At 69.7% G+C, this 22325-nt stretch carries 33 protein-coding genes and 1 tRNA gene; 24 read left to right on the forward strand and 10 right to left on the reverse strand.

The features are described from left to right. Nucleotides 1-121: 121 nt before the first annotated feature. Nucleotides 122-1363, reverse strand: a complete 1242-nt coding sequence (locus QM595_RS10815) for a DUF445 domain-containing protein (protein ID WP_415171635.1) — start codon at nt 1361-1363, stop codon at nt 122-124. 55 nt (nt 1364-1418) lie between these two features. Here QM595_RS10815 and QM595_RS10820 point away from each other — a divergent pair, with 55 nt between their 5' ends. Beyond that, a complete protein-coding gene (locus QM595_RS10820; RefSeq protein ID WP_415171558.1) occupies nt 1419-1808 on the forward strand; it encodes an adenylyltransferase/cytidyltransferase family protein in 390 nt (129 codons plus the stop codon). Here QM595_RS10820 and QM595_RS10825 read toward each other — a convergent pair. Next, nucleotides 1798-2922: an NAD(P)/FAD-dependent oxidoreductase gene (locus tag QM595_RS10825; protein ID WP_415171559.1), complete on the reverse strand. Its 1125-nt coding sequence runs from the start codon at nt 2920-2922 to the stop codon at nt 1798-1800. The genes QM595_RS10820 and QM595_RS10825 overlap by 11 nt on opposite strands. Further along, a complete protein-coding gene (locus QM595_RS10830; protein ID WP_415171560.1) occupies nt 2922-3287 on the reverse strand; it encodes a bifunctional 3-phenylpropionate/cinnamic acid dioxygenase ferredoxin subunit in 366 nt (121 codons plus the stop codon). Before QM595_RS10830 ends, QM595_RS10825 begins: the two co-directional genes overlap by 1 nt. 33 nt (nt 3288-3320) lie before the next feature. Between QM595_RS10830 and purU the strand changes: the two genes are divergently transcribed. Next, a complete protein-coding gene (gene purU / locus QM595_RS10835; protein ID WP_415171561.1) occupies nt 3321-4181 on the forward strand; it encodes a formyltetrahydrofolate deformylase in 861 nt (286 codons plus the stop codon). A 62-nt stretch (nt 4182-4243) separates the two neighbouring features. On the opposite strand, the gene QM595_RS10840 is transcribed toward purU, so the two are convergent. Genes QM595_RS10840 through QM595_RS10855 form a run of 4 tightly spaced genes read right to left on the reverse strand, consistent with a single transcriptional unit; the run spans nt 4244 to nt 8885 of the window. Then, the gene (locus QM595_RS10840; protein WP_415171562.1) at nt 4244-4825 is read right to left on the reverse strand and encodes a GTP-binding protein; all 582 of its coding nucleotides are present in this window, start codon (nt 4823-4825) and stop codon (nt 4244-4246) included. 26 nt (nt 4826-4851) lie between these two features. Then, nucleotides 4852-5208 carry a DUF742 domain-containing protein gene (locus QM595_RS10845; protein ID WP_415171563.1) on the reverse strand — a complete coding sequence of 119 codons (357 nt, stop codon included), beginning with the start codon at nt 5206-5208 and terminating at the stop codon, nt 4852-4854. Between the two features lie 15 nt (nt 5209-5223). Further along, on the reverse strand, nt 5224-5628 hold the full coding sequence (locus tag QM595_RS10850; RefSeq protein WP_415171564.1) for a roadblock/LC7 domain-containing protein: 405 nt from the start codon (nt 5626-5628) through the stop codon (nt 5224-5226). Beyond that, nucleotides 5625-8885, reverse strand: coding sequence for an ATP-binding protein (locus QM595_RS10855; protein ID WP_415171565.1), 3261 nt, complete (start codon nt 8883-8885; stop codon nt 5625-5627). The genes QM595_RS10850 and QM595_RS10855 overlap by 4 nt, the downstream gene beginning before the upstream one ends. A 255-nt stretch (nt 8886-9140) precedes the next feature. On the opposite strand from QM595_RS10855, the gene QM595_RS10860 reads away from it, so the two are divergent. Continuing rightward, complete coding sequence (locus QM595_RS10860; RefSeq protein WP_415171566.1) at nt 9141-9926, forward strand: MHYT domain-containing protein; 786 nt, start codon at nt 9141-9143, stop codon at nt 9924-9926. Nucleotides 9927-10168: 242 nt separating this feature from the next. Further along, nucleotides 10169-10242, forward strand: a tRNA-Met gene (locus tag QM595_RS10865). 100 nt (nt 10243-10342) lie between these two features. On the opposite strand, the gene QM595_RS10870 is transcribed toward QM595_RS10865, so the two are convergent. The 3 genes from QM595_RS10870 to QM595_RS10880 form a co-directional block, all read right to left on the reverse strand. Then, nucleotides 10343-10567, reverse strand: a complete 225-nt coding sequence (locus tag QM595_RS10870; protein ID WP_415171567.1) for a hypothetical protein — start codon at nt 10565-10567, stop codon at nt 10343-10345. Between the two features lie 74 nt (nt 10568-10641). Beyond that, complete coding sequence (locus tag QM595_RS10875; RefSeq protein WP_415171568.1) at nt 10642-11616, reverse strand: tyrosine-type recombinase/integrase; 975 nt, start codon at nt 11614-11616, stop codon at nt 10642-10644. Nucleotides 11617-11827: 211 nt separating this feature from the next. Then, complete coding sequence (locus QM595_RS10880; RefSeq protein WP_415171569.1) at nt 11828-12193, reverse strand: hypothetical protein; 366 nt, start codon at nt 12191-12193, stop codon at nt 11828-11830. Between the two features lie 177 nt (nt 12194-12370). On the opposite strand from QM595_RS10880, the gene QM595_RS10885 reads away from it, so the two are divergent. The 20 genes from QM595_RS10885 to QM595_RS10980 all read left to right on the forward strand — a co-directional run bounded on the left by QM595_RS10885 (nt 12371) and on the right by QM595_RS10980 (nt 22221). Beyond that, complete coding sequence (locus QM595_RS10885; RefSeq protein ID WP_415171570.1) at nt 12371-12637, forward strand: hypothetical protein; 267 nt, start codon at nt 12371-12373, stop codon at nt 12635-12637. Further along, nucleotides 12634-12840, forward strand: a complete 207-nt coding sequence (locus QM595_RS10890; protein WP_415171571.1) for a helix-turn-helix domain-containing protein — start codon at nt 12634-12636, stop codon at nt 12838-12840. The genes QM595_RS10885 and QM595_RS10890 overlap by 4 nt, the downstream gene beginning before the upstream one ends. Next, nucleotides 12828-13037 carry a hypothetical protein gene (locus tag QM595_RS10895; protein WP_415171572.1) on the forward strand — a complete coding sequence of 70 codons (210 nt, stop codon included), beginning with the start codon at nt 12828-12830 and terminating at the stop codon, nt 13035-13037. Before QM595_RS10890 ends, QM595_RS10895 begins: the two co-directional genes overlap by 13 nt. Next, nucleotides 13034-14113 (forward strand): YqaJ viral recombinase family protein, encoded by a 1080-nt coding sequence (locus QM595_RS10900; RefSeq protein ID WP_415171573.1) that lies wholly within the window; start codon nt 13034-13036, stop codon nt 14111-14113. The genes QM595_RS10895 and QM595_RS10900 overlap by 4 nt, the downstream gene beginning before the upstream one ends. Then, nucleotides 14110-14778, forward strand: a complete 669-nt coding sequence (locus tag QM595_RS10905) for a hypothetical protein (protein ID WP_415171574.1) — start codon at nt 14110-14112, stop codon at nt 14776-14778. The genes QM595_RS10900 and QM595_RS10905 overlap by 4 nt, the downstream gene beginning before the upstream one ends. Continuing rightward, nucleotides 14775-15383 carry an ERF family protein gene (locus QM595_RS10910; RefSeq protein WP_415171575.1) on the forward strand — a complete coding sequence of 203 codons (609 nt, stop codon included), beginning with the start codon at nt 14775-14777 and terminating at the stop codon, nt 15381-15383. The genes QM595_RS10905 and QM595_RS10910 overlap by 4 nt, the downstream gene beginning before the upstream one ends. Further along, complete coding sequence (locus QM595_RS10915; protein WP_415171576.1) at nt 15380-15535, forward strand: hypothetical protein; 156 nt, start codon at nt 15380-15382, stop codon at nt 15533-15535. Before QM595_RS10910 ends, QM595_RS10915 begins: the two co-directional genes overlap by 4 nt. Next, nucleotides 15532-15885 (forward strand): hypothetical protein, encoded by a 354-nt coding sequence (locus tag QM595_RS10920; RefSeq protein ID WP_415171577.1) that lies wholly within the window; start codon nt 15532-15534, stop codon nt 15883-15885. Before QM595_RS10915 ends, QM595_RS10920 begins: the two co-directional genes overlap by 4 nt. Before the next feature lie 134 nt (nt 15886-16019). Next, on the forward strand, nt 16020-16364 hold the full coding sequence (locus QM595_RS10925) for an HNH endonuclease (RefSeq protein WP_415171578.1): 345 nt from the start codon (nt 16020-16022) through the stop codon (nt 16362-16364). Next, nucleotides 16361-16702 carry a hypothetical protein gene (locus QM595_RS10930; RefSeq protein ID WP_415171579.1) on the forward strand — a complete coding sequence of 114 codons (342 nt, stop codon included), beginning with the start codon at nt 16361-16363 and terminating at the stop codon, nt 16700-16702. The genes QM595_RS10925 and QM595_RS10930 overlap by 4 nt, the downstream gene beginning before the upstream one ends. Nucleotides 16703-16713: 11 nt before the next feature. Next, on the forward strand, nt 16714-17694 hold the full coding sequence (locus QM595_RS10935) for a hypothetical protein (protein WP_415171580.1): 981 nt from the start codon (nt 16714-16716) through the stop codon (nt 17692-17694). Continuing rightward, entirely contained in the window at nt 17691-18350 is a 660-nt protein-coding gene (locus QM595_RS10940) for a hypothetical protein (RefSeq protein WP_415171581.1), read from the forward strand. Before QM595_RS10935 ends, QM595_RS10940 begins: the two co-directional genes overlap by 4 nt. Next, nucleotides 18347-19177 carry a helix-turn-helix domain-containing protein gene (locus QM595_RS10945; protein WP_415171582.1) on the forward strand — a complete coding sequence of 277 codons (831 nt, stop codon included), beginning with the start codon at nt 18347-18349 and terminating at the stop codon, nt 19175-19177. The genes QM595_RS10940 and QM595_RS10945 overlap by 4 nt, the downstream gene beginning before the upstream one ends. Beyond that, nucleotides 19174-19617, forward strand: a complete 444-nt coding sequence (locus QM595_RS10950; RefSeq protein WP_415171583.1) for a hypothetical protein — start codon at nt 19174-19176, stop codon at nt 19615-19617. The genes QM595_RS10945 and QM595_RS10950 overlap by 4 nt, the downstream gene beginning before the upstream one ends. Beyond that, a complete protein-coding gene (locus QM595_RS10955; RefSeq protein WP_415171584.1) occupies nt 19610-20164 on the forward strand; it encodes a hypothetical protein in 555 nt (184 codons plus the stop codon). Before QM595_RS10950 ends, QM595_RS10955 begins: the two co-directional genes overlap by 8 nt. 91 nt (nt 20165-20255) lie before the next feature. After that, nucleotides 20256-20492, forward strand: a complete 237-nt coding sequence (locus QM595_RS10960) for a hypothetical protein (protein WP_415171585.1) — start codon at nt 20256-20258, stop codon at nt 20490-20492. A 12-nt stretch (nt 20493-20504) separates the two neighbouring features. After that, on the forward strand, nt 20505-21002 hold the full coding sequence (ssb, locus tag QM595_RS10965) for a single-stranded DNA-binding protein (protein WP_415171586.1): 498 nt from the start codon (nt 20505-20507) through the stop codon (nt 21000-21002). A gap of 69 nt (nt 21003-21071) precedes the next feature. After that, on the forward strand, nt 21072-21371 hold the full coding sequence (locus QM595_RS10970; protein WP_415171587.1) for a hypothetical protein: 300 nt from the start codon (nt 21072-21074) through the stop codon (nt 21369-21371). After that, nucleotides 21361-21585 (forward strand): MerR family transcriptional regulator, encoded by a 225-nt coding sequence (locus QM595_RS10975; RefSeq protein ID WP_415171588.1) that lies wholly within the window; start codon nt 21361-21363, stop codon nt 21583-21585. Before QM595_RS10970 ends, QM595_RS10975 begins: the two co-directional genes overlap by 11 nt. Nucleotides 21586-21660: 75 nt before the next feature. Next, nucleotides 21661-22221, forward strand: a complete 561-nt coding sequence (locus QM595_RS10980; RefSeq protein WP_415171589.1) for a hypothetical protein — start codon at nt 21661-21663, stop codon at nt 22219-22221. Nucleotides 22222-22325: the final 104 nt, after the last annotated feature.

Genomic DNA, 22325 nt, shown 5'->3' on the forward strand with positions numbered 1-22325 from the left:
CCACGAACTCCTTGGGACGAGGCATGTCCTCAACTCCTTCCGGTCCAGTATCGACCAGAACAGCCGAACACACATACCCATCAAATTAGAGGCGACACGCTACTAGTCCCTGGGCCGCTAGTTAAACCAGAAGCGTCACGGCGTGGATGAAGACCCCCACCAGACCGCCGACGATGGTGCCGTTGATCCTGATGAACTGCAGGTCGCGGCCGACGTGCAGCTCGATGCGCCGGGACGCCTCGCGGCCGTCCCAGCGCTCGATGGTGTGGGTGATGACCGCGGTGACCTCGCTGCCGTAGCGGTCGACCACGAAGACGGCCGCGTCGGCCGCCAGCCCGTCGAGCCGGTCGCGCAGCGCCGGCTCCTCGACGAGCCGTTGGGCGAACCTGACCACCTCGGCGTGCACGCGCGTCCGGACCTCGCCGCCCGGGTCCTGCAGCGAGGCGGTGAGCACCCGGCGCAGCGCATTCCACAGCGAGATGCTGGAGGCAAGCACCTGCGGGTGGTCGAGCATCCGGCTCTTGAGCCGCTCGGCACGCTCCTGAGTCTCGGGGTCCTCCTGCAGATCCTCGGCCAGCTGGGCCAGCCAGGTGTCGAAGGCGGCCCGGGCCCGGTGGTAGGGGTCGTCGCGGATGTCGGCCACCCAGCGCACCATCTCGACGTGGATACGTGCGGCGACGCCGTGGTTGAGCGCCGGCGGCGTCCACCACGGCGCCCGCTCCTCCAGCACGTCGGTGACGGTGTCGGGGTTCTCGATCAGCCACTCGTGGAGCTCCACCAGCATCAGGTCGACCAGGCCGCGCTGCAGGTCGTCCTCGACCGCCTCGCGGAGCAGGCCGCCGAGGATCGGTGCCACCGGCTCCTCCCGCAGCCGAGGGAACAGCGCCTCGGAGAGCAGCAGCGCGACGTGCTCGTCGCGCACCCGCGCCAGCCCGGCGGCGGCCACCTCGGAGACCTCGTCGACCAGCCTGCGCGCGTTCTCCGGGACGGCGAGCCACTGACCCACCCGCAGCGCCGGCGTGGCGACCCGCACCCGGTCGCGGATGACCTCCTCCTGCAGGAAGTTCTCCCCCACGAACTGCTCCAGTCCGCGGCCCAGGTCGTCCTTGCGGCGCGGGATCAGCGCGGTGTGCGGGATCGGCAGGCCGAGAGGGTGCCGGAACAGCGCGGTGACGGCGAACCAGTCGGCGATGGCGCCCACCATCGACGCCTCGGCGCCGGCATTGACGAACCCCCAGAAGCCGTGCCGGTCCAGCGTCAGCAGGTAGACCAGCGCTGCTAGCAGCAACAGTCCCAGCGCCACGCTCTGCATCCGGCGTAGCGCCCGGCGGCGCTCCTCATCGGCGCTCGGGTCCCCCACCATCAGCGTCACGGAGACGATTCTGCCCGGCGGCCGGGCGCGTGGAACACTTCGCCCCATGCGCACCGTGATCACCTTCGGGACGTTCGACGTCTTCCACGTGGGGCATCTGCGGATCATCGAGCGCGCCGCGACGTACGGCGACCGGCTGGTGGTCGGGGTCAGCGCCGACGCCCTCAACCTGCGCAAGAAGGGCCGCGCCCCGGTGTTCAGCGAGGCCGAGCGGCTGGCCATCGTGGGTGCCCTCAAGCTCGTCGACGAGGTGTTCGTCGAGGAGAGTCTGGAGCTCAAGCGTCACTACATCGAGAAGTTCTCCGCCGACGTCCTCGTCATGGGCGACGACTGGGCGGGCCGCTTCGACGAGTTCGGAGACATCTGCGAGGTCGTCTACCTGCCCCGCACGCCGGCCATCTCCACAACCGCGCTGATCGAGAAGATCAAGTCCTGAGTCTTCGCCGGAAGCTCATGAACGTCCTCAGCTCGTCGACGGCGATCACGCCGACCGGCTCGCCGTCGCGATAGGACACCGCGCAGAAGTGGCCCTCGGCCGGGTCGCCGGCCTCGATCCGGGTCTCGGTGCCGAGCTCGGGGTGGCCGGCCACCAGGGCGCGGTGGTCGTAGAAGTCCGACCAGACGTACGGCGGCCGGGGCGGCCTGCCCTCGTGGCCCAGCAGTCTCGCCGCGACCACGTCGGCCTGCTCCCGGGCGGCGGTCCAGTGCTCGTGACGGTGGTGCCGGCCCAGCGCGGGCGACCACCACCGGGCGACGTCGCCCACCGCGAAGACGCCCGGCAGCGCGGTGGCGCCGTGCTCGTCGGCGACGATCCCGCCGGCCACGTCCAGGCCGGAGCCGGCCAGCCATTCGGTGTTGGGCTCGGCACCGATGCCGACCACGACGAGGTCGGCCGGCAGCCTCCTGCCGTCGGAGAGGGTGACCCGGTCGGCGGCGATCTCGGTGACCGAGGTATCGGTGACCACGTCGACGCCGTGGCCGCGCTGGATGGCGGCCACCACGGCGCCGAGCTCGCCCATGCCGCGCGCGATCGGGACGTGCTCAGGCACCACCATGGTGACCTCCGCGCCCTGGCTCACCGCGGCGGCGGCCACCTCGGAGCCGATGAAGCCACCCCCGACGATCACCACCCGCTGGCCGGCGGCGCGGTCGAGCGCGTCGCGCAGGGCGCGGGCGTCGTCGAGGGTCCGCAGCGTGTGGACGTGCGGCAGATCGTCGCCCGGGATGCCGCGCCGGGCTCGGGCACCGGTGGCGACGACCACCGCGTCGGCGGCCAGCGCGGTGCCGTCGGCCAGCGTCACCGTCGTACCGCTCAACGAGGCGGCGGGGCTGCCCAGCAGCCAGGTCACGTCGAGGTCCTCGCCCTCGGGCTCGAGCGGCAGCGTGCTCTCGTCGCCGGCAAGGAACTCCTTGGACAGCGGCGGCCGGTCGTAGGGCCGGTGCGGCTCGTCGCCGACCACGACGATCTCGCCGTCGTAGTCCAGCGATCGCAGGGCGCGGGCCACCGAGAGGCCGGCCAGCCCGGCACCGACGACCACCACCCGGGCCATCAGTAGCCGACCCCCGGCGGCAGGTTCGGCCGCTCCTGGGAGAGCTCGACGTAGACGGTGCCCTGCTCGATCGCCACGGCGTGGGTGCGGACCGGTTTGGTCGCCGGCAGCGCGTCGACCTGGCCGGTCTTGAGCGAGAACTTGGAGGCGTGCAGCGGGCACTCGATCTCGCAGCCCTCGACCCAGCCGTCCGAGAGCGAGGCGTCCTGGTGGGTGCAGGTGTCGTCGATGGAGTAGACCTCGCCGTCCTCGGCGAGCACCACCAGGATGGGCGGGCTCTGCCTGCCTTCCGGGCCGACGGGCTCGACCCGGACCGGCTCGGCCTCGACCAGCTCGGCGAACGGACAAACGGCGACGCGAGTCATGGCCGGAATCCTTCCACCCGTAGACTCCCGCGCGTGTCCGGACACCCCAACTTCGTGCTGACCGTGGACTGTCCCGACGGCCCCGGGCTGATCCACGCCGTCTCCGGCTTCCTGTTCCACCGCTCGGGCAACATCTTGGAGAGCCAGCAGTTCGAGGACCACCTGACCGGCCGGTTCTTCCTGCGGATCGAGTTCGAGACGTTCGACGAGGCATGGACCGTCGACCGGCTGGGCGAGGAGTTCGCGGACGTGGCCGCGTCGTACGCCATGAACTGGCGGCTGTGGAGCGCGACGATGCCTTACCGCACGCTGCTGATGGTCTCCAAGGACGGTCATTGCCTCAACGACCTGCTCTTCCGCTGGCGCTCCGGGGCGCTGCGCATCGACATCCCGGCGGTGGTGTCCAACCACCGTGACCTGGAGCCGCTGGTGGCGCCGTACGGCATCCCGTTCCACCACATTCCGGTCACCCGCGACACCAAGGCGGCGGCCGAGCAGCGGCTGGTCGAGCTGATCGAGGAGCTTGACATCGACCTGGTCGTGCTGGCCCGCTACATGCAGATCCTCTCCGACGACCTGTGCCGCCGGCTGGCTGGTCGGGCCATCAACATCCACCACTCGTTCCTGCCCAGCTTCAAGGGCGCCCGGCCCTACCACCAGGCGTTCGACCGCGGCGTGAAGCTGGTCGGCGCGACAGCCCACTATGTGACCGCCGACCTCGACGAGGGGCCGATCATCGAGCAGGACGTGCTGCGGGTCGACCATCGCGCCAGCGTCGAGGAGATCGTCGCCGCCGGTCGCGACGTCGAGGCTCAGGTGCTCTCGCGGGCGGTGAGGTGGCACGCGCAGACGCGGGTGCTGCTCAACGGCCACAAGACCGTGGTGTTCCGCTAGAAGTGCTGATCAATGGCGCCGTCGCGAGCGGCGCGCAGCAGGCGGGATTGATCAGCGCCTCCCTAGTTCTGGCTGGTCCGCGCCGCCACCATCGACAGCACGTACTCCACCAGCGAGATCAGCGCCGCCTTGGTCGACTCCCGGTCGCGGGCGTCGACGCTGACGATCGGGATGCCGGCCCGCAGCGCCAGCGCCTCGCGGATCTGGTCGGCGGTGTAGCGGGCGCCGTCGCCGAAGATGTTGTGGGCGACGATGAACGGCACGCCGCGCGACTCGAAGTAGTCGATGGCGCCGAAGGAGTCGGCCAGCCGGCGGGTGTCGATGAGGACGACCGCGCCGATCGCACCCTGGGTCAGGTCGTCCCACATGAACCAGAACCGGTTCTGGCCCGGCGTACCGAAGAGGTAGAGGATCAGGTCGGAGTCGAGCGAGACGCGTCCGAAGTCCATCGCGACGGTCGTCGTGGTCTTGTTGGGCACGGCGGACAGGTCGTCGACGCCTGCGGTCGCGGAGGTCATCACCGCCTCGGTCGTCAACGGCATGATCTCCGAGACAGAGCCCACGAAGGTGGTCTTGCCCACGCCGAAGCCACCGGCGATGACGATCTTCGCCGACGTGGTGGCCTGTCGAGTGTCGGGGGTCACTGGTTCTCCTGTTCCGAGGTTCTTCGTCAGAGGTTCCGCAGGCCGCTGAGCACTCGCTCCAGCAAGGCGGCATCGGGGGTGGTGTCGGCGCTCGTCCCGGTGGCGTGCACCTGGAGGGCGCCCCGGTCGACCAGGTCGGCGATGAACACGCGCACGACGCCGAGTGGGAGCCTCACCCGGGCCGCCACCTCGGCGACCGACTGCGTCTCACGGCACAGATCCGTGATCGCCTTGTCCTCGGGAGTCCTGAGCGCCCCCTCGGGGATCCGCTGCTCGGTGACGACCAGCGCCTCGATCGGGTACTCGACCTTCGGCTTGGTGCGTCCGCCGGTCAGCGCGTAGGGCCTGACTCTCAGCGAGGGCTCGGGGGAAGCGTCGCTCACGGCATGTCCTCGGGGTCAGACGCTGTCGGCGGCGGTTCGTGTCGCCGGGGTCAGCGCGGTGGTCACTCTCGAGATCAGCAACTGCATCTCGTAGCCGACCTGGCCCAGATCGCACTCGGGGCTGGCCAGCGCGGCGAGGCTGGAGCCCTCGCCGACCGCCATCAGCACCAGGTAGCCACCGTCCATCTCGACCACCATCTGCTGGACGCCGCCAGCCGCGAAGCAGCGAGCGGCGCCGGCGGTCAGGCTGGTCAGGCCCGAGGTGATGGCGGCGAGCTGGTCGGCACGGTCCGGGGGAAAGTCCCGGGAGCTGGCCATCGGCATCCCGTCAGCTGACACCAGGATCGCGTGGGCGATGTCTGGCGTGCGCTGAGTGAGGCTGTCGACCAGCCAGTCAAGTCCCACACCGGTCGTCGTCACTGCTGCTCCTCCTCGATGGAATCGGTCTCCTCCGCCTCGGGGGTGGCGGAGTCGCTGATGCGAGCACGGCTGACGCCCTGCTGGAAGCTGGTCAGGCCACGGGTGCGTCGACGCTCCAACCTCGGTGAGGGCGCCGCCGAGGAGGACGGGGCGATCACCGGCGCGGCGCCGGGGATCAGGTTCCGGCCGGGCACGCGGACCGGCAGTCCGTCGGAACTGACGATCTCCGGCTCGGCGTCCTGCTCCACCAACTCGGCGGCGCGGCGCCAGCCCTCGTCTCCGGGCGAGCTCCACCGCTCCTCGGCAGGCGCCTCGGCGTCGTTGGACTCCGCCAGCGAACGACGCGCCTCCAACGGGGTCCGTCGGGTGAACCACTCCGACTGCAGCGCCGCGAAGATCGAGGTGTCGTCGTCCTGATCCTCCTCGGCGGCGAGTGCCTCGGCGGCGGGCGGGGCGTTGAGTACGTCGGCCGCGAGCCGGGCGATGAACGGGTCGATCACCGGCGCCGGCGGCTCCGTCGCGATCTCGACGACCGGCTCGACCGGCTCGACCGGGGCCGGCCGGGCCGGCTCCTCGGCCGGCGGCTCCGGCGTCCTCGGGGCGAAGGCCTCGAACGGCTGCGTCTCGCCGCCGAGCACGCCGGGCATGTTGGCGTTGGGCACCCGGGTGGGCAGGCCGCTGAACGTCTCGGGCGGCGCCACCGGCTCGACGGGTGGCGCAGCCGGCACCTCCGGCTCCGCCACGGTGGCGCCGTTGACCGGCTGCTCGGCCGGCTTGAACGGGTTGTTGATGGCGCCACCGGAGCCGGTGGCCTTGCCGAGCAGGTAGGCGTTGAGCAGTTCCTCCGGGTCGCGCAGCGGCACGGTAGAGGTGAACCAGCTCTCGACCGGCGGCTGCGAGGCGACCGGCTCTGGCGGCACGACCTCGGGCGGGGTCACCCGGGCGGCGGCGTTCTCGAAGCCCTCCGGCGGCACCACCCGGGCCGGCAGGTCGGAGGAGGCCGCCGTCGGCGGGATCTCAGGCTGCGGCGGTGGCAGCGGCATCGGCGAGGGGATCTCGGCGGCCGGCTGCTCGGGGAACTGCTGGTCCCGCTGGCTCCGCAGGGCGTCCAGGTCGCTCGGACCGGCGGCGTCCAGCGCGGCCGCCTCCTGGGCGGCCTCCTTGGCCTTGGACATCGACCGTGGCACCAGCGGCTTGCGGCCTGGCAGCGGCTGCTCGGCCGGGGTCGCCGGCTGCTCCGGTGCGCTGGGCGTGAGCGGCGCGGCGAACGGGTCGTCGGCGACCGGCGCCAGTGGTGCGATCGGCGCGGTGATCGGGTCGTCGACCGGGACCAGTGGCTGCGCCGGCGGCGGCAGCAGGTCGACCGACGGGATCGGGTAGGCCTGCTCGGCCTCGGCCAGCAGGTCGGTGTGCCCCTCGGCACCGGCAAGCGCACTGGTGGGCACCGTGACCCGGGCGACGATGCCGCGTGGGGTGTTGCCGCGCAGCTCGACCGAGAGGGCGTGGCGGTGCGCCAGCCGCGAGGTCACGACCAGGCCCATCATCCGCGCCACGTCGGCGTCGAGCTCGCCCGCGGCCTGGAGTTTGGCGTTGGCGGCCGCCATCTCCTCGGGCGTCATGCCGATGCCGAGGTCGCGGATCTCGATGACCAGTGGGGCGGCCGAGGAGGTGCGCGACGTACGCACCACGACCGAGGTGTCCGGCGGGGAGAAGTTGGTGGCGTTCTCGATGAGCTCGGCGAGCAGGTGGACGAGGTCGCCGGCCACCGCGCCACGGAACTTCGCGGCCTCGGCCGACTCGATCTCCACCCGGGCGAACTGCTCGACCTCGGAGCTCGCGGCGCGCAGTACGTCGAGGACCGGCACCGGGCCGCGGGTGCCCTGGCCGGTGTCGCCGCCGGCGAGCACCATCAGCGACTCGTCGTTGCGGCGCATACGCGTAGCGAGGTGGTCGAGCCGGAACAGGTTGGACAGGTGGTCCGGGTCCTGCTCGCTGGCCTCGAGCTCGTCGATGAGGCGCAGCTGGCGCTCGACCAGGCTCTGTGAGCGGCGGGAGAGGTTGACGAACATCCTGTTGACGTTGGCGCGCGCCTCGGCCTGCTCCCCCGCCAGCCGGACCGCCTCGGCGTGGACCGCGTCGAAAGCCTCGGCCACCTCGCCGATCTCGTCGCCTCGGGCTACGGGCAGCGGCTGGACGGTGATGTCGAGCGCCTCGCCGTCGGACTCCTCGAACTGCCGCACCCGCTCGGGCAGCGCCCGCTGAGCGATGTCCAGGGCGAGCTGACGCAACTGGCTCAGCGGCGAGAGGATGGAGCGGGCGGTGAGCAGCGTCGTCAGCAGCGCGAGGAGCAGGACGACGAAGATGCCGATCGCGGAGTAGACGGCGTCGCGCTGTGCGCTCTTCCGGGCGTCGGTGACCTCCTCGGAGAGGTCGGTGGCCGCCTGGGTGATGACGCCGGCCATCTGCGAGAGGAACTGGGCTTGCAGGCCCTGGAATTCGGCGGCCTTGGGCAGACCGGAGGCGTCACCAGTGCTCAACACCTTCTCGACCAGGGCCAGCACCGGGGCGCCGGAGCCCTTGACGTCGCCGCCCTCGCCGGCCAGCAGGCCCTGAAACTGCTCGCGTGCCTGCGACGAGGTGTTCTCGACGAAGATCTCGGTGGTGGCGTCCCACCTGCCGTAGGTCTGTGCGAGCAGCGCCAGGTCGTAGGAGCTGAGCTCCTTGGCGACGATCGTCTTGGTCACCAGCTCGCCGAGCTTGCCGAGGGCGTCGGCTGCCGGGGCGACCTCGCCGAGAGCGACGGTCTGGCGGTAGATGGTGTCGTTGTCGAGCGCGGGCAGTCGCTGCGCGAGGGCCAGCAGCGTGTCGACGGCGTTGGTGATCTCGGTCTGCGCCTGCAGCCTGGTGTCCTTGCCGGCCAGCGCCGTGCGCAGCTCGCCGAGGCGGTCGAAGGCGCCATTGATGATGCCGAGGTCCTGGCCCAGCTTGGCGTCCTCGGAGGCGTCGACGCGCAGCAGCTTCTCGCGCCAGGAGGTCACCAGCGCGTCGGTGGTGGCCTGGATGCCGCCGAGCGTCTGGTCGTCGATCTCCAGGTCGGCGGAGTCACGCTCGACCTGGAGCTGCAGCGCCAGCTGGAAGCTGTCGGGCAGCGCGGCTGCCAGGCTCTCGGCGCGGGCGGCCTGGGCGCTGGTGCTGACGGCCGAGGCCATCCGGATGCCGCCCAGCACCAGCGCGGCAACGATCGGGATCAACAGCACGCCGACCAGACGCGGGCGGATTCCCCGCCAACGCGTGGACGAGCCTGCACGAGTGTTAGTCGGCTCCGCCATGCTCCCTCATCTCGACGATGCCCTCAACAGAATGGTCCGGAACGACTGGCTCCGGCACGGTCAAGGTACGACAAAACGTCGGGGGCGGCGGAAATATGCAGAAATTCGCCTCAGCGGCTCTGATCAGGTCCTACGGTTTCCGAAACGAAGGTCCCGTTTCCGGTCCGATCACGAGGAGCAGCCATGCCGGAGTACACCATCTCGGCGTCGTCGTTCGACCCCGCGCTCGTCGCGCTGTCGTTCCTGATCTCGGTCTTCGGCGCCTGGTGCGGGCTGACCTGCGCCTCGCGCGCCCGGGACCGGCATGGCGCCGGCGCATTCCTGTGGCTGCTCGCCGGCGCCGTCGCCATCGGCGGCGGCGCGGTGTGGTCGATGCACTTCATCGGAATGCTCGCCTACAACGGGCATGTCGCCTACCGGCTCGACGTACCGATCACGCTGGTCTCGCTGCTGGCCGTCATCGTCGGCGGCGGTCTCGGCATCGGCATCGCCTGGCGTCTTCACAATGTCGTCGGCTACGTGGTCGGCGGCCTGCTCGTCGGTGCCGGCGTCGGCGTCATGCACTACCTGGGCATGTACGCCATGCAGATGAACGCCGAGATGGCCTACCGGCCCGCCGTGGTGGGCATCTCGCTGGTCATCGCGTTCGCCGCCTCGGTCATCGCACTCTTCTTCACCCTCAACGTCCGCAGCACGCTGATGCGCGGCCTCGCCTCGCTCATCATGGGGGTCGGCGTCTGCGCGATGCACTACACCGGCATGTTCGCCCTGATGGTGCGGCCCGACCTCACCAAGATCGACGTCGGTCTCGCCGCCGGCGCCGACCCGTTCACGCTGGCCATGCCGATCTTCGGGCTCTCGGCGGTGCTGCTGTTCGTGCTGCTGTTCGCGGGCATGATGGACGAGGCTTCTGGGGAGGCCGAGATCCCGGCCGCCGAGGAGACCCGGCCGGAGCCGTCCTTCAGGTGATCCTCCGGGGCGTTGGGTCGGCGTTCACTCCCGGATCTTGGCCTGCCCAACCGCCTCCTCTCACACCTCCCGCTCGACCTCACGGAGCCGCTGTCGTCAACGACCAGACCACCTGGTCGACGTACGCGCCCGCTGGACCGCCAGCCGCTCGACGGCCCCGACGCCGGCCCCACCGGCCAGACCATGCGGTGACCGCCCGATTTGGGATCGTGCGCGGCGCCCGGTAATGTTCTGTTCACCGACGCGGGGTGGAGCAGCTCGGTAGCTCGCTGGGCTCATAACCCAGAGGTCACAGGTTCAAATCCTGTCCCCGCTACGACAGACCGGCCCTGACCTGCATGAACGCAGATCAGGGCCGGTCTGTTTCTCTGTCTAGCGGCCGACGCCCCGCGGTTACCCCGCGGAATCGCCTGAGGTCAGAGGCAGGCGCAGGCGAACCCGTGACCCGTGACCCGGTTATGGTAGTGACGGGCGATCCATCGCTCGGCCTGAGCGACGGTTGCCCAAACCGGCGAGGTGTCGCCGTTCGAGGCGGTGGCGATCACATGGAACGCGTTGCTGGTGACCTCGGTCGCCTTGGCGATGTAGCCGCCCTCGTATCGGAGGGTGTACGTCGCGCGCTCGGCGGTAATGGTGCTCATGTCCTGCTCCTTCGGGTTGCCTGCTGACAGATCCAGCTTGCACGTCTAGCCGTGTAGTTACAAGACATTTGACTTTATTCGTTGGACGAATCTGGCGCGAGTCGTTGGAGGGTGTCGCGCGCGTCCGGTCCCGTCGTCTTGGGCGGCACGTAGTGGCGCTCCGTCACGTCGACACCGTTCCCGAGTTGATCGGCCGCCTGCCTGATGTCGGCGTCGTGTTCGATGACCGTCGCGACCGTCTTTCGGAACGAGTGAGGGGTGACCCAATCCAGACCAATCTGGCCGAGGATGCGGTCTAACTGCTTCCGCAGGTTGCCGGGGTCGCGCCACGTGCCATTGGTCGACGGGAACACCGCGTCATGCACGTTCTCGGCGGGCATGTTCACCCGGCGACGGAGCAGCGTGTCGACCGCGAACTTCGGCAGGAGTAGCGTCCGGCCGCGCTTGCCCTTCGGGAACGGCTGTCGGACCGGCCGCGACGGCTTGGCGTCCGACATGATGATGGTCCCCGAGATGGTCACGGAACCGGCGTCTAGGTCGACGTCGGCCCACCTGAGTGCCAGCAGTTCGCCGATGCGGACGCCGGTCGCGAGGAACAGGTCTACGACGTCCAGCAGGTCTTGCGTCGGCGGACGTCCCCGCTTCCGCTTCGGCGGCCCATCCGTCTCGGTGATCGGGAGGCCTTGTTGCCATCGACGGACCGCGGTCCTGATCGACCGGACCTCGTCCATGTTCAGGGCGCGCGGCTCCTTGACCGTCACTGTCACCGCCGCGACGTCCCGCATCGGGTTCGTCCGGGCGGCACCGTGCCGGACGGCGAGGCCCATGACGCCCGACAGAACCGACGCGCATTGCCGCGCCGTCGCGGGTGCCGTCTTGGCCTTCGCCTTGATGAACCTGTCTAGGGCCGGGACCGTCGCCTCCCTGACACGTAGGTTCCCGACGCCCGGCAGGATGTGGTTCTCGACCGCCTCGCGGTAGCGGCGGAGTGTGTTCGTGGTCAGGTCCGCCTCGCGCTCCGCGAGCCAGATTGTAATGACCTCGGACATCCGGCTCTCGGACGTCACCAACTCGCCCAACGGGGCCGACCGCTCAGAGAGGGCGGCGGTCAGCGCGGACCGCGCCGCGCCCCGAGTCCGGCCGACCCGCTCGACGTCCCGTGTGACCCCGTCGAAGTCACGGAAGCGTGTCCGCGCCCGATACCCTCCGGGGCACGCGGAGACGTTGATGTTTCCCCACGTGCCGACCGGCAGGGGCGGCCTACCCACGGCCCTTCTTCGCGGCGGCGTCGATCATCGCCTCGATGATGTCGAGCAGGTCGTCCGGCAGGCGGTCGAGCTTCGACGCGATCAGTTCGACGCGCGCCGAACGGCCGTCACCTACCGGCGCGATCCCGGCCGTGACCATCGCCGCGCGCTGCACGACGTGGAGCGGTAGATGAAGGCCGCGGGCCAACTTCTCGACCGTCTCGGGCCGGACGTTGTATTTCGAGTTCCGGTCCGCGAGTTGTCCGATCTTGGCCTTCGATAGCCCGGACACCCGGGCGATGCCCTGATACGAGAGGCCCCGCTCGCTGTCCTGTGCCCGTTGGATCAGGTCAGCCAGCGAAAGGTCGTCGTCGCTCATGCGTGTTCCCCCCGTGTTGGTGGTTGTCGTGAGACGAAAGTCTAGGGGTGCTAGACGCCCGTCGTCCATAAGATCCGACGCGGCGAGTCCCGCGGTTGTGGACACGTTCCCGATCTTCGTTTAGCGTCCGTCTAGTTAACATGGACGATCGTTCACAACAGTTAGACAAGGAGCGTGATGAACACACAGGAACTCACGGCGATGGTCGTCCCCCGACCTGGGACCAAGCGGGCCACTGTCCTCGATGAGGCGATCGACGCCTTCGGCTCTATCCGGGCACTCGCCGCCGCGGTCGAGGGCGAGCCGTCCCGGTCGACCATCTCGGCCGTTGCGTCGGACCCGACCCGCGGAATCGCCAAGGACAAGGCCGAGCGCCTCGCCAGCGCCCTCGGGCGTCCCGTGGGCGAGCTGTTCGTCCACAAGGACGGCGCGCCGCTCGCATGACGGCGGCGGGATGGGTCGGGATCGGCCACCTACTCAAGCCCGACGAGGCCGCGGATCGGCTCGGGGTGTCCGTGTGGACCCTCGCCCGTCTCCGCCGCGACGGCCTCCTAGCCGCGATCCGCGTCGCGAACGCGTGGCGCTACGACCCCGCCGACCTCGACACCTACATCAGCAACCACAGGAGCGAAGCATGGAAGAACTGACCGTCATCCGAACAGAGACGGCATACAGCTGCACCGCGTGCGGTCACGCCCACGACAGCCACGCGCGCACGCCCGGCCGCAGATGCTCGCACGACTGGTGTCCCTGCACCATGTCCAACACGCAGGTCACGCAGACCGAGCCGTCGTACGAGCGACAGGTGTTCGCCGCCCGCCCGATGAAGGCAGGTGTCGCATGAGCACCACGACCAAGGCCCGCGCCAACTGGCGCACGCCGGACGCGGTCCGGGTCGACGTGGACGAACACGCCGACCGACTCGCATGGCTCAAGGAGCGCCGTGCCGGGATCGGCGGCACCGACGCCGCCGTACTCATGGGGATGCACGTCAGCCTCACGATGTCGACCGTCGCGGACGTCACCCCGGCCCACGTGTTCCTCAGCAAGACAGCGACTGACGAGCCGGTCGAGGACGACAAGAACATCTTCGCGTTCGGGCACGCTATGGAGCCGGCCCTGATCGCTCGCGTCGAGGACCGGTACGGCCTGACCGTCCGGCCCGGCGGGTTCTACCGCCACAAGGCCGACGAGTGGCGGTACGCGAACCCCGACGGCCTCGCGTCCGACGGCGGCCTCGTGGAATGCAAGACGGCGTCGCACCGATCCAAGGCGGGCGCGAAGTGGCTCGCGGGCGACCTGTCCGAGCACGCGTGGGCGCAGTCGCAGCACTACCTCGCCGTGACCGGCCGGACCCACACCTACTACTCCGTGGGCATCCGCGACGACACCACCGGATGGGAGTCGGTGCCGCGTCACCTGTGGGGCGAGCCGTGGTTCGCCGAGATGGCGGTCCGCGAGTGGGTTCAGGTCGGCCCGATCCCCCGCGACGAGGACTTCATCTCGGCCCTGATCGAGCGCGAACGCGAGTTCTGGGGGTACGTCGTCGCGGGCGACCTGCCCGAGTCGTTGGCGGCGGGCATCCCCGCGGCCGAACGGTGGCCGGTCGCCGTCCCTGACTTCGAGGTTGCGGCCGCGATCCCCGACATGACCCTCGATGACCTCGCCCGCCTCGGGATCATCAAGACCGAACAGGCAAAGCTCGCAGAGGAACGCGCCGCGATCGAGGGCCGCATCAAGTCCGAGATTGGCCGTGGCGAGTTCTTGACCGCCGGGGGTCATCGGGTCGCCCGGTGGCAGACCGTCAGCAAGTCAGACTTCGACAAGAAGTCATTCGGGATGGAGTACCCGGACCTGTTGGAGCAGTTCACCCGGCGCGGCACCGCACGTCGCCTGACGATCCTCGGGAGTGCCGAGTGAGCGTCACGATCACCACGTCGGCGGCCGACATCAAGCGCTGGCTGTCCCCGGCCATCAAGACGGCCGGAACCGACGACGGGTTGCCGGTCCTGACCTACGTTGAGCTTCGGGTTCGACCCGACCACGTCCTCGCTGTGTCGACGGACAGGTTCCGTGCCTCGGCGTCCCGCCTCGCCCTTCGGGACGACGACAAGGACGACGACCTCAGCCTGACGACGTACGCCTACGCCGGGGACCTGTCCCGGGTGCTGCACGTGTTCCGGCCGAGCGGTCGGTTCAACCCGGCACTCAGGGTCACGTTCACCGAGGCCGGGGTGTCCATCGTGGACATGAGCGGCCTCGCGCTGACGGTCGCGAGTCCGATGATCGACGGCAAGGGGGGCAAGTACCCGGACGTCGTCAGCCTGTTCCGCGAGGCGGTCAGGCGCATGGACAAGGGCGAGGGTCTGTCGTCGTCGTTCGGCGTCAACTTCCTGATGCTTGCGGAGTTGCGGGTCGCCATCCCGCCGCGCGAGACGACGGTCATCTCGGCGTCGGGCAGCGACGGCAAGCCGTGGCTCGTCAGGTTCGGCGACTACTACCTCGGAATGGTCATGCCGCGCCGCGAGGGAGACCTCGAACACCCGAAGCCGATCACCGACGCATGGCGGGAGGCGCTGGCGTGACGACACAGACCCGCCTCGTGAAGGCCCTCGCGCAGTTCCAAGACGCCATGCCGACGATCCCGAAGAACCGGGTCGCCCGGTCGGGTGGCCGGGACTACCGCTACGCCGACCTCGCCGACGTCACCGCCGCCGCCCGGCCTGTGATGAGCGAGTGCGGGTTGGTGTTCCTGTCCGCGCCCGGCATCAGCGCCGACGGCTCGCAGTACGTCACCGGCCGACTCGTCCATGTCGAGACGGGAGAGTCGGTCGAGGGGTCGCTGACGCTGCACGGCCGCCACATGCAGGATATCGGCTCGGGGATCACCTACGCCCGCCGATACCTGCTCGCCTGCCTGACCGGACTCGTCACCGACGATGACGACGACGGGGCCGCCTCGGTCGCCGGGTCGCCTGTCACCGTCACCGCGCCCGGCGAGGACAAGGTCGCCGCGTTGCGGACAGCCCTCGACGCCGCGACCACGGTCGAGGAGTTGCAACAGGTCTATGCCGACCACGACCTCCGCTCGGCCCCGCCGCACATCAAGGACGAGTTCCGGGCACGGGTCGACGCCATCCGCACGCCGTCCACCGACGACGCACCAGCAGACGGCGAGGCGGTCGAATGATCCGGGTCACGGCGTCCGTCGGCTCCGACTCGCCCGACGTCGTCACGCGCGCCGTCGAGGCCCTATCCCGGGCCGCCGTCGGCCTAGCCCTTGAAGGTATCGACGCGGTCGTGATCGTCGCCCACGAGGACGAGGAAGGCGAGGACAAATGACCGACGTCCTCAATCCAGTCGACATCGAGCGGCACATCCGCGGTATCTCGGATCGCATCGCCCGCGGGGTCCCGATCGTGTCCAAGTCGTACGCCGACTACCTCCGACTCGATGGCGAGTACGACCGGGCGTTCGCCCGCGCCTACATGGCCCACGACGGCCCCGCCCACGAGAAGAAGTACGCGGCCGAGTTGGCGACCGAGAACGAGCGGAACGCCCGCGACCTAGCCGACGTCGCCCACCGGCACGCCAAGGACCAGGCGGACGCCTTGCGCGAGGAACTCCGCGCCTATCAGTCCGTCGGGGCGTCCGTCCGGGCGATGTACGCCGTCGCAGGGAGGGGCGAATGAAGCGCGGCGGGCCGATCGCCCGGCGAACCCCACTCGTCGCCAAGACGTCTCGCGGTCGTCGCCGCGATCCGGGTCCGAAGCCGGAACCAATCAAGGGCCGGACAGCGAAGCGTCGCGGGCTACGGAGACCGACGATGGACAGCGACCTCCGGGAGTCGATCTACGCCCGCGCGGGCGGCAACTGTGACCGGTGCGGGGTCGCCATGCACCCCGACGCGTGGGAGTGCCATCACCGCAAGCTCCGGTCACGCGGCGGCGAGGACAGTCACGAGAACCTCGTCGCCCTGTGTCCGGGCTGTCACAGGTGGGTGCACCGCGAGCCCATCATCGCCACCGCTCACGGCCTGATCGTCCCGTCATGGGCCGACCCAGCCGAGCGGCCTGTCCTACGCCACGGGCGCGCCTTCTGGTTGCCGATCGGCCCCCATTGGGTCGCGCCTCACGAAGTCAAAGATCACCCATTCAGGAGCGAACCATGATGCAAACCCTCCCGGTCCGTCGGACCGACCCCGTGACGTCGAAGCAGGTCGCCGCGTCGGCCGGACCGATCAGCCGCCGCCCCCGCGTCCGCGACGCCGTCCTTGTCGCCTTGCAGACGCAGGGGCCGATGACCCATGACGACCTGATCCGGTTCCTCGCAGACCGGCACTCCGAGACGCCTGCCATCTGGCCCGCCGCGTCCCCGTCGTCCGTCCGCACCCGGTGCAACGAACTGGCCCGTGACGGTCAGGTCGAGCCGGTGCCCGACGCCGTCGGGAAGTCCACCTACGGCAACACCGCCCTCCTTTGGCGTGCCGTCACCGTCCAGGGAAAGTGAACTATCGTCCAATGACCGACAGCGTGATCGGAGACGACGGCGGCCTGTTCGACATGACGCCGCAAGCCTCCAACCTCCTACGTGAGCGGTACACCGAGCCGCCGTTCACCGTCCTCGACCGGCGGGGAACTGCATGGCTCGCCCGCGATCGCAAGTGGAAGTCACTCGGGATCAGGTCCGAGGAAGGCCGGGACGTCAAGACCTACAACATGGGCATGTCGTACGTCCGGCCAGACGGAAAGCCGATCGGCAACGACGAGACGACGCCGCAGACGTCCACCTTCTCCCCGACCCTCTGCGAGTTGGTGTACCGCTGGTACAGCGCGCCCGGGCACCGTGTCCTCGACCCGTTCGCGGGCGGGTCCGTCAGGGGCGTCGTCGCCGGGGCAATGGCCCGCGACTACCTCGGCGTGGAACTCCGCGCTGAGCAGGTCGAGGCGAACGGCGAGCAGGCGCACATCGCGGGCGACGTCCTGCCCCGATGGGTCGCAGGGGACAGCGCCGCCGTCCTGCCGTCGTTGGCCCCGGACTACGAGGCCGACCTGATCTTCTCGTGCCCGCCGTACGCGTTCCTCGAGAAGTATTCCGACGACCCGGCCGACCTGTCGAACATGACCTACTCCGACTTCCTCGATGCGTACCGCGGCATCATCCGCTCCGCCGTCGACCTGCTCCGACCTGACAGGTTCGCGGCGTGGGTAGTCGGCGAGGTCCGCGAGAAGGGCGGAGACGGTTCGTGCATCGGCCTCGTGCCCGACACGATCCGCGCCTTCCAAGACGCCGGGGCCGACCTCTACAACGACCATATCCTCCTGACCCCGATCGGGACGGCCGCCGTCCGCACACCGAAGCAGTTCGACGCGTCCCGCAAGGCTGGGCGCGTCCACGAGTACCTGCTGGTGTTCGTCAAGGGTGACGCCCGGGCCGCGACGAAGGCGGCGGCGGCCGAGCTGTTCGCCCAGGACGCCGACGACGAGGCGGTGACCGAGTGAACCCGACCGCCGAGCTCGTCGTGGGCGACGGTCCGACATGGACCGCCCGCCGGTTCGGGGCCGAGGACTTCGTGCCGTCCGTGTTCACGTCCCTCCCCGACGCGGCCGAGACGGGAATGGACATCGACACGTGGCGGACGTGGTTCGTCAACGCGGCGTCGTACGCCATCCTCGCCACCCACCGACACGGCTACGCGATCTTCTATCAGACCGACCGGCGGCACGACGGCCGGCTCCTGTCCAAGGCCGCCCTCGTGGTCGAGGCCGCGCATCGCGTCGGGGCCGAGGTCGTGTGGCACAAGATCGCCGTCCGGAGGATGTCGGTCGACCTGTTCCGTCCCGGGTACTCGCACCTGATCGCCGTCTCGGTCGCAGGACGGGCAGGCAAGGCGACACCGGACGTGTTCAAGGCCGGGTCGAAGGTCTACCCGAACGCCACCGACTCCGAGGCGCTCGGCGTCGCCCTCGGGTTCCTCGATCGGCAAGGGATCGAGGCCGTGGCCGACCCCTACTGTGGCCGCGGGTCGATCGCATGGGCCGCCTCCCGCCGCGGAATGGCGTCCTGGTCGGTCGACATCGACCCGGCGCAGGTCGACGCGGCCGAAACCCTGATCGCCCCGCACGCGACGATCCTTCGCGCCGAGGGGGTGTCGTGAGCCTAGAGGCGATGGTGTGGGCGTTGAAGTCCGCGCCGGTCAACGACGACCCGCTCGCGTTGCTCGTCCTGATCGGCCTCGCGGACCACGCCGGGGCCGACGGGTGCGGGGCGTGGCCGTCCAAGGCGACGCTCGCGGACTACGCGCGGTGTTCATCCAAGACGGTGCAGAACAAGCTCAGGGTGCTGGAGGCGGCCGGGGTGATCGTGCCCGGGGACCAGCGTCTGAATGCCCACCTTCGGGCCGACAGGCGGCCGACCGTCTACGACCTCAACATGCACGGGGGGTACGTGGTGCCTGCCGTGCACGAGGGGAACGAGGTTCCACCCGTGCAGAACGGGGGGAACGAGGACGTCGAACGGGGGGAACGGCCGGGGCGTCACGGGGGGAACACTGGTGCCCCCAAACCGTCCTTGAACCATCCTGAACCGTCCGGTGACCCTAACGGGTCACCCGTGCGCGCGACGGCGGCCGACATGACAGCCGAGGCGTTCGACGAGTTCTGGTCGGCCTATCCGCGTCGCACCGGGAAGGCGTCGGCCCGGAAGGCATTCGCCAAGGCGGCCGCCAAGGTCGACGCGTGGGGGATCATCGTCCGGGCGGCTCGTCGCATGGCCGACGACCCGAACCTCCCCGACGCGCAGTTCGTGCCCCACCCGGCAACTTGGCTCAATCAGGAACGCTGGGACGACCCGCCGTATCCGCCACGGGTCGACCGTCGGCAGACCACCGACGACCGGGTTCGTGACGGCCTCGACGTCGCCCGTCGCCTCGCCGAACGCGAGAACGGCGACGACGGTCCGCGAGCGATCGGGGGCGCGTGGTGACCCCGGCCGAGGCCGCCGTGGTGCTGACCGTCGCGGCGTCGTTCGACCGGCGCACGGTTGACGAGTCGGCCGCGCAGGCATGGGCCGCCGCCCTCCCTGAAGTCGCCGTCGAGGCGGCCCGTGATGCCGTCGTGGCCCACTACCGCGAGAAGCGGGATTGGGTCATGCCAGCAGACATCCGCTACTTCGTCCGCCGGGCGCGGGCCAAGCGCCTGTCCGAGATGCCGCCGGTCGATCCGCCGCCTGCCCTCGCCGAACGCAGTCCCCGGGCGTCGATCGCATGGACCCGGACCGTTCAGGAACGCTGGCTCGCCGGTGACCCGATCGACGTCGCCTATCGCACGGCGTGCGAGCGGGTCGGCGTCCCGGTGCCCATCGCCTCCACGTCAGCCCGGCTGATTAGGTCGCTGACCATCGGGCAGGAGGTGCCGGATGAGTGACCCGGTCGCCGCGTGGCTGTCCCGCGCCGCCGACACGTGTCGTCAGCTCGCAGGACAGCGCCGCGAGATGGACGCGTACACCGTCGGCGGCCGGGGCGGGCACGACATCACCGGCCGCCGCGGAACAAAGGTCTGGCCCGACTTGCCGATCAACGTCGGCCCGATCGACCTCATGGACGAGATCGACTCGACCGTTCGCCGGTACGCCGACCTGACCCGCGGCACCTTGCGCCTCGGGTTTGGTAACGGACCCGGTGACACATCCACGAACCTCAGCATCATCGCGGACAACCTGACATCCCTCAACGACGAGGACCCGACCCTGACGGCCGAGGTTGTCGAGGCGGTGTGGACCATGCACCGCCGCGCGTCTCGGATCGTTGACCCGCCCCGGGGACGCGTGCCGTTCCGCATCGTTGACACCTGTCCCGAGTGCGGTTTCGAGTCCCTGTGGTTCGACCCAAATCAGTGGCTCATCGCGTGCGGGATGCCGCATTGCCGCCACGTGTGGGGACCTGCCGAAAAGGTCTTGCGGACATCCGCCTGATTCCTTGGACGCCAACGCAGAAGATGAACTATCGTCCACAATCGCTAGACGGTTTCGGGTCTAGCCAATCTAGGGAGCGAGTGAACAGAACATGATCGACACCAAGACCACCTGGGGAAACGTGGTCGGTGGGACCGCAGTCGGCCCGACCGAGCACATCGAGGTCGGGGCAGGCGTCAGCGCCCGCGTCACGGCCCTGTGGTCCGACACTGACGGCGTCGTGGTCGACGTCGAGATTCCCGATGTCACGCTGACCAGCGGCGACGTCGCCCGCCTGACCGCCGCCCTTGAGCGGGCGGTAAACCTGCCCGCGCCGACGACCGACTAGGAGACGTCCACCATGCAAGTGACCATCATCGGCAACCTGACCGACGACCCCGAGCTTCGGTTCACTCCGTCCGGCCGCGCCGTCGCGAACTTCACCGTCGCGGAGAACCGCCGCCGGTTCAACCGTGACCGCAACGAATGGGAGGACGTCGGGACCACCTACGTTCAGTGTGCCCTCTGGCAGGAGGCGGCCGAGAACGTAGCCGAGTCGCTGACGAAGGGGATGCGGGTCATTACGACGGGCGAGGTCTACACCGAGACGTACGAGAAGCGTGACGGTGGGACCGGCATCTCGGTTCGGATGAACGTCTCCGAGGTCGGTCCGTCGATCCGGTACGCGACAGCCAAGGTGACCCGGAACCAGCGCCGTGACGGCGGAGGCGGTCAGGGTGGCTACAGCGGCCAGCAGCGGCCCACGCAGGACCGCCCGGCCGATCCGTGGCAGACGCCGCCGAGCGCCCCGGCAAACGACCCGTGGGCGACACCGCCCACCGAGGCACCCCCGTTCTGACCGACAGACGTTCGGCGTGCGCTGATCGTCTAAAGATCGTGGACCATGGTCCACGGAAAGGAGGCGGGCATGGCCCGTAGCAAGACCCGGGTCTATCGACCCGGACAGAAGGTGTCCACCGCCGACGGCCCGGGCCGCGTCCTGGGTACCGACTGGACGACTGGACAGGTTCAGATCACCCTCGACCACGGTGGGCGCGGGTGGTACACGAAGGACCAGCTCGGCCCGTACGTCCGCAAGAGCGAGACGCCCACGCCCGCCCCGACGCAGGTCGAGACGCCCTCCGAGTCGGCCGCGATCGTGGATGCGAACCTCGCCGCGATGGGTTCCGTCGGCCTGACCGACGACAGCGGGGCCGATGCCGACTGACAGCAGGCGGGCCGCTCCCGGGCGGCCCGCCCACCCGATCCTTATCGACACCATCACGGCGGCCGTCGCGGTCAACGTCAGCCCGGCCACCATCCGATCCTGGCAGCATCGCGGGCACCTGAAGCCCAAAGGCCGAGACCACCGAGGCCGCACGACCTACGACCTCGCGGACGTCATGGACGCCTCGGAAAGATCGTCCAAAGAATCTCGGTAACTCGTCTTGTGTCTACACGGCTAGGCGTGCAAGCTGGGTCTGTCAGCAAGCACAATCACCGAAGGAGCAACCACCATGAGCAAGCAGCAGATCGACACCGCAGCCATCATCGCCAACCTGACCACCAAGGGCCGCGAGGCCATGACCGCGATCGGTCGTCGCAAGGTCTCGTTCTTTGACGGCGGGATCGTTGAGGGCGAGGGATCGTGGGGCGAGGTCCTGACCGGCGACCTCGGCCACAAGTCCTCGGGCGTCCTCGTTCGCCTCAAGGCCCTCGGCCTGTTCGACCACATTCCAGCCGAGGAGCAGGACATGCAGAACGGCGGCGGATGGTGGACCCTGACCGCCGCGGGCGCGGCCGTCGCGAACGCCCTCGCCGCGGAGCAGAGCCCCGCCACCAAGGCCAAGGCCGACGTCGCCAAGGGCACCAAGGCCGCAGAGAAGGCCGTCGCGGCCGTCAAGGCCGCCACCCGCGCCCCGCGGACATGGACGGTCACCGGCCCGGACGCCACCCACAAGTGCGAGGGCGCGTGCGGTCAGACCCTCCCCCTCAAGCGGTTCCCCACGACGAAGGTGACCGGGCAGCGCGGCGTCGAGTGCCGGTCCTGCCGCGACAGCCGCCTCGCCATCAACTGACCCGAGCAGGGTCGCCCGGATCGGGCCGGGCGACCCATGCCCCCACCGTCCAAGGAATATGAACTGACGTCCAAGGAGGACGCACAAATGCTTCTTCGCCCACC

The sequence above is a fragment of the Nocardioides sp. genome, from assembly GCF_047607185.1.
Lineage (GTDB): Bacteria > Actinomycetota > Actinomycetes > Propionibacteriales > Nocardioidaceae > Nocardioides.

Bases quoted from the DNA above. Each gene is read 5' to 3' on its own strand.
- QM595_RS10925 (WP_415171578.1), top strand. From the start codon at position 16,020: ATGGACAGCGACCTCCGGGAGTCGATCTACGCCCGCGCGGGCGGCAAC.
- QM595_RS10935 (WP_415171580.1), top strand. From the start codon at position 16,714: ATGACCGACAGCGTGATCGGAGACGACGGCGGCCTGTTCGACATGACG.
- QM595_RS10885 (WP_415171570.1), top strand. From the start codon at position 12,371: ATGAACACACAGGAACTCACGGCGATGGTCGTCCCCCGACCTGGGACC.
- QM595_RS10830 (WP_415171560.1), bottom strand. From the start codon at position 3,287: ATGACTCGCGTCGCCGTTTGTCCGTTCGCCGAGCTGGTCGAGGCCGAG.
- QM595_RS10875 (WP_415171568.1), bottom strand. From the start codon at position 11,616: ATGTCCGAGGTCATTACAATCTGGCTCGCGGAGCGCGAGGCGGACCTG.
- QM595_RS10815 (WP_415171635.1), bottom strand. From the start codon at position 1,363: ATGGTGGGGGACCCGAGCGCCGATGAGGAGCGCCGCCGGGCGCTACGC.
- ssb (WP_415171586.1), top strand. From the start codon at position 20,505: ATGCAAGTGACCATCATCGGCAACCTGACCGACGACCCCGAGCTTCGG.
- QM595_RS10895 (WP_415171572.1), top strand. From the start codon at position 12,828: ATGGAAGAACTGACCGTCATCCGAACAGAGACGGCATACAGCTGCACC.
- QM595_RS10860 (WP_415171566.1), top strand. From the start codon at position 9,141: ATGCCGGAGTACACCATCTCGGCGTCGTCGTTCGACCCCGCGCTCGTC.
- QM595_RS10970 (WP_415171587.1), top strand. From the start codon at position 21,072: ATGGCCCGTAGCAAGACCCGGGTCTATCGACCCGGACAGAAGGTGTCC.
- QM595_RS10890 (WP_415171571.1), top strand. From the start codon at position 12,634: ATGACGGCGGCGGGATGGGTCGGGATCGGCCACCTACTCAAGCCCGAC.
- QM595_RS10930 (WP_415171579.1), top strand. From the start codon at position 16,361: ATGATGCAAACCCTCCCGGTCCGTCGGACCGACCCCGTGACGTCGAAG.
- QM595_RS10820 (WP_415171558.1), top strand. From the start codon at position 1,419: ATGCGCACCGTGATCACCTTCGGGACGTTCGACGTCTTCCACGTGGGG.
- QM595_RS10920 (WP_415171577.1), top strand. From the start codon at position 15,532: ATGACCGACGTCCTCAATCCAGTCGACATCGAGCGGCACATCCGCGGT.
- QM595_RS10825 (WP_415171559.1), bottom strand. From the start codon at position 2,922: ATGGCCCGGGTGGTGGTCGTCGGTGCCGGGCTGGCCGGCCTCTCGGTG.
- QM595_RS10915 (WP_415171576.1), top strand. From the start codon at position 15,380: ATGATCCGGGTCACGGCGTCCGTCGGCTCCGACTCGCCCGACGTCGTC.
- QM595_RS10955 (WP_415171584.1), top strand. From the start codon at position 19,610: ATGAGTGACCCGGTCGCCGCGTGGCTGTCCCGCGCCGCCGACACGTGT.
- QM595_RS10870 (WP_415171567.1), bottom strand. From the start codon at position 10,567: ATGAGCACCATTACCGCCGAGCGCGCGACGTACACCCTCCGATACGAG.
- QM595_RS10900 (WP_415171573.1), top strand. From the start codon at position 13,034: ATGAGCACCACGACCAAGGCCCGCGCCAACTGGCGCACGCCGGACGCG.
- QM595_RS10960 (WP_415171585.1), top strand. From the start codon at position 20,256: ATGATCGACACCAAGACCACCTGGGGAAACGTGGTCGGTGGGACCGCA.
- QM595_RS10880 (WP_415171569.1), bottom strand. From the start codon at position 12,193: ATGAGCGACGACGACCTTTCGCTGGCTGACCTGATCCAACGGGCACAG.
- QM595_RS10980 (WP_415171589.1), top strand. From the start codon at position 21,661: ATGAGCAAGCAGCAGATCGACACCGCAGCCATCATCGCCAACCTGACC.
- QM595_RS10975 (WP_415171588.1), top strand. From the start codon at position 21,361: ATGCCGACTGACAGCAGGCGGGCCGCTCCCGGGCGGCCCGCCCACCCG.